Genomic DNA, 3,646 nt, shown 5'->3' on the forward strand with positions numbered 1-3,646 from the left:
TTTCGTAGAGTCCGCGATCGTGTGATCAAGCGGTCTGCGGGACTTCCTCCAGGTACGCCCAGTACGTCTGCTCGTACTCGTCGGGCGGCACGTAGCCCAGGGCGGAGTGGAGTCGTTCACCGTTGTACCACGCGACCCACTGGAAGACGGCCCGCTCGACCTGGTCGAAGTCCCGCCATGGCCCCTGATGTTCGATCAGTTCGGCTTTGAACGTGCCGTTGAGGGCCTCGGCCATCGCGTTGTCATAACTGTCCGCGACGGACCCGACCGACGCCGAGGCACCGACCTCGGCGAGACGTTCCGTGTACCGAATGGATACGTACTGCGACCCGCGGTCGCTGTGATGGATGAGATCGGCGTCCTTCTTGATCCTCTGCCGCCACAGCGCCATCTCCAGTGCGTCCAGCGGCAGGTCCGTGCGCAGGTGCGTGGCGGCCTGCCAGCCCACGATCCGGCGTGAGTACGCGTCCAGGACGAACGCGACGTAGACCCACCCCGACCAGGTGCGGATGTAGGTCAGGTCCGCCAGCCACAGCTGGTTGGGCCGCTCGGCGGTGAAACGGCGGTTGACCAGGTCCGGCGGGCGCGGCGCGGCCGGCTCGGGGACCGTGGTGCGGCGGCGCTGCCCGCGGATGACGCCCTCGATGCCGAGCTCGCCCATCAGCCGCTCGACCGTGCAGCGGGCCACCGTGTGTCCGGCGCGGACCAGGGCGCGGGTGACGCGGCGTGCGCCGTAGGTGCGCCCGGAGTCCTCCCACGCGGCTGTGACCAGCGGGATCAGTTCTTCGTCGCGCAGGCGTCGGGCCGACTTCGGCCGCGTCTTGCGCGCGAAGTACGTCGACGGCGACACATCCAGCACCCGGCAGACGGGATCGACCCCGAGGCCCTTGTCGCGCAGGTGGTCGATCACCTGCTCGGCCTCGTCCGGGGACGGTCGATCTCCTGGGCAAAAAACACCGAGGCGGCCTTCAGGATCTCGTTGGCCCGCCTCAACTCGGCGTTCTCCTTGCGGAGTTCCTTCAACTCGTCGCGCTCGGCGGTCGTCAGCCGGTCGTCACGCTCGCCGGCGTCCGCCTCGGCCTGGCGGACCCAGGACCGCAGGGCTTCCTTGTGGATGCCGAGGTCGCGGGCGACGTGGGCCACAGGGCGGCCGGTCGCGCGGACCTCGCGCACCGCCCGCTCACGCAGCTCATCGGGGTACTTACGGGGTGCTGGCATTGCTCGTGGTTCTCCTTACGCCTGGAAGCGTAACCCAGGCTTGAGGGACTCCACGAAGATCAGTACAGCTCACCCCGGAGGGAGCGGTGCCAGGTGGCAAGTAGTGCACGAAGCGGTACTCGGGGGAGTGCAAGCAGAACGCGGTCGATCTCGTACTGACCTCGGGCAGGACGCCGAACCGACGTCGCCCGCAATTCGGTATCAAGTACATCGGCGGACCGATGCCGTGCTCTCGTAAGACATCACCGTCATCCGCCTCGCCCCCCAAGAAGGCATCTATGGGGTGCTCTGAGACGCAGCCGAACTGCGTCGCCGGGGCTGGCTGGGGAATCACAAGCGCGTCGAGCGGATCATGTGGTAGCACGGCATCGCCGTCCTCACTGCGGTCCTCGACACCACCTCACACCAGGGTCAGCGGAACCGGACATCCTGGGTTGCTGTGGTAGCCGTCGTGGCCGTCTTTGCTTCAGCGGTGGCAGCCACCCGTTGCCGTACGATCACTGGGTGACACCTGGACCGCTGGCCCCAGAATGAGTACTCGTCCTGGCAGCGCGACTCCGCTGCAGCTATTCCCTTTGGTCGCATATCTGCCCTGATAGCAGTTCGGGCTGCCCAGTTGCTGGTATGTAAGCGTAGGTCTGAAGCGTGAACGCTGCGTGAGCGGACGGGGTGGCGCAGGCTGGACTGGGTGTCACGCCGAACGGGGTCGCAAGTCTCTGATCAGCGGAAACGGGACTCAGTGGCACTGCCCAGCACCACCCGGGATGATCTTGTGGCTCTCGTAATGCGTAGGTCAAGGGTTCGATTCCCTTAGGCGGCTCCGCCCCTCACCAGGGGAGACGGTTCGAACAGAAGGCCCCCGTGATCTTCACGGGGGCCTTCTTCATCTGCTCGGCGCCGTACGCGAGCGGGCGTGCGCGCGGTCCGCGTGCGTCAGACTTTGATGATCTCGATAGCGGGCCCGCAGAGCAGGCTGATGTCCTCGGGGTCGGAGGCAGGGTCTTTGAGAAGTGCCGAGGTGGGCGGTTCGCCTGCTGAGCTCCGGATGTGGCGGCTTGTCGACTTCTGCCAGCGGTGACCCTGGACACAGAACAGGCATGGACGCTGGTGATCATGTGGGTGTCGAGTCCGTATGAGCACCGAGCGAGTCCATGCCTGCGCACCCATCTTCCCGCATGCCGTCATGCCTTCGGCAACTGGGGGACACCCCCGACCCGATCCCGCTGCAGACAGTCGCTGACCTGCGGGGTTTTCTGGCCACGGTGCCCGACCCGCGGGCCCGTCGCGGCATCCGCTCCCCCTGGACGGCCCTTCTCACCGCCGCGGCTGCCGCCGTTCTGGCCGGTGCCGCCTCCATCACGGCGATCGGCGAGTGGATCGCCGACGCCCCCCCAGCACGTCCTGGCCCTGCTCGGATCCCGCCCCGACCCTCCCCCAGCCTCCGGCCGGGAGGTACCCCCACCGGACTGATCCGCCCGCCCCATGCCACCACCGTCCGCCTCGTCCTCGCCGCTGCGGACGGCGACGCCCTCGACCGCGCCATTGGCGACTTCCTCCGGGCACGCAAGGCCCCGAACTCGAAACGGAAGGTCATCGCCGTCGATGGCAAGACCCTCCGCGGTTCCCGCACCACCCGCCGGACGGCCACCGCACTGATCGCCGCGATGACCCACAGCGGCGAGGTCCTTGCGCAACGACAGATCGACGGCAGGAGCAACGAGATCCCGGCCTTCGCCCCGCTCCTGGACGGCGTCGACCTGACCGACGCCGTCATCACGGCGGACGCCTTGCACACCCAGCACGACCACGCCGCCTACCTGCACGAACGAGGAGCGCACTACCTGGCCGTCGTGAAGCGGAACCACCCCGGACTGCATGAGCGCCTCCGCCGCCTGCCCTGGCGCGACATCCGCCTCGACCACGTCGAGCGCACCCGGGCCCGTCACCGCGACGAGATCCGACGCCTGAAGACCGCCGCCTTCGCTCACCTCGACCACCCGCACGCCCGCCAAGCCCTCCAGGTCGTGCGCTGGAGACGCGATCTTGGCACGGGAAAGCTGACGATCGAGCGGATCTACCTGGTCACCAGCCTGCCGCCCGGTGCGGCCGGCGGCCACGAGCCCGCAGCCTGGATCCGCGGCCACTGGCGCATTGAGAACCAGCTGCACCACGTCCGCGACCGCACCTTCCACGAGGACGCCCCGCACATCCGCACCCGGCACCTGCCCCGCATCATGGCCGGCCTGGGGGCACCTCCCGGCCGAAGGCTGGGGGAGCAACCTCGCCATCGGCGTCCACCGCCAGGACGGTCACACCAACATCGCAGCCGCCCTCCGCCGTACCGCCCGCGACCACCTGCGGCCCCTCACCGCCCTCGGACTGGCATGACGAACCCGGACACAAGATCACTTCTCAAAGCCCCTGGGGT

The 3,646-nt window shown here is 68.2% G+C and carries 2 protein-coding genes; one reads left to right on the forward strand and one right to left on the reverse strand.

Annotation, left to right across the window (positions count from 1 at the left end; translation table 11 throughout):
* Positions 1-25: 25 nt before the first annotated feature.
* Positions 26-1,218, reverse strand: a protein-coding gene (locus CUT83_RS01755; RefSeq protein ID WP_101253822.1) for an IS3 family transposase whose coding sequence is annotated in 2 segments (ribosomal slippage) — positions 26-954 and positions 954-1,218 — 1,194 coding nt in all. Because the reading frame shifts where the segments join, the coding sequence is not laid out codon by codon here.
* A 1,175-nt stretch (positions 1,219-2,393) separates the two neighbouring features.
* Between CUT83_RS01755 and CUT83_RS01760 the strand changes: the two genes are divergently transcribed.
* On the forward strand, positions 2,394-3,646 hold a 1,253-nt coding region (locus CUT83_RS01760; protein WP_241524760.1), incomplete at its 3' end, for an ISAs1 family transposase.

The organism is Streptomyces barkulensis (genome assembly GCF_002843305.1).
Taxonomy (GTDB): Bacteria; Actinomycetota; Actinomycetes; order Streptomycetales; family Streptomycetaceae; genus Streptomyces; species Streptomyces barkulensis.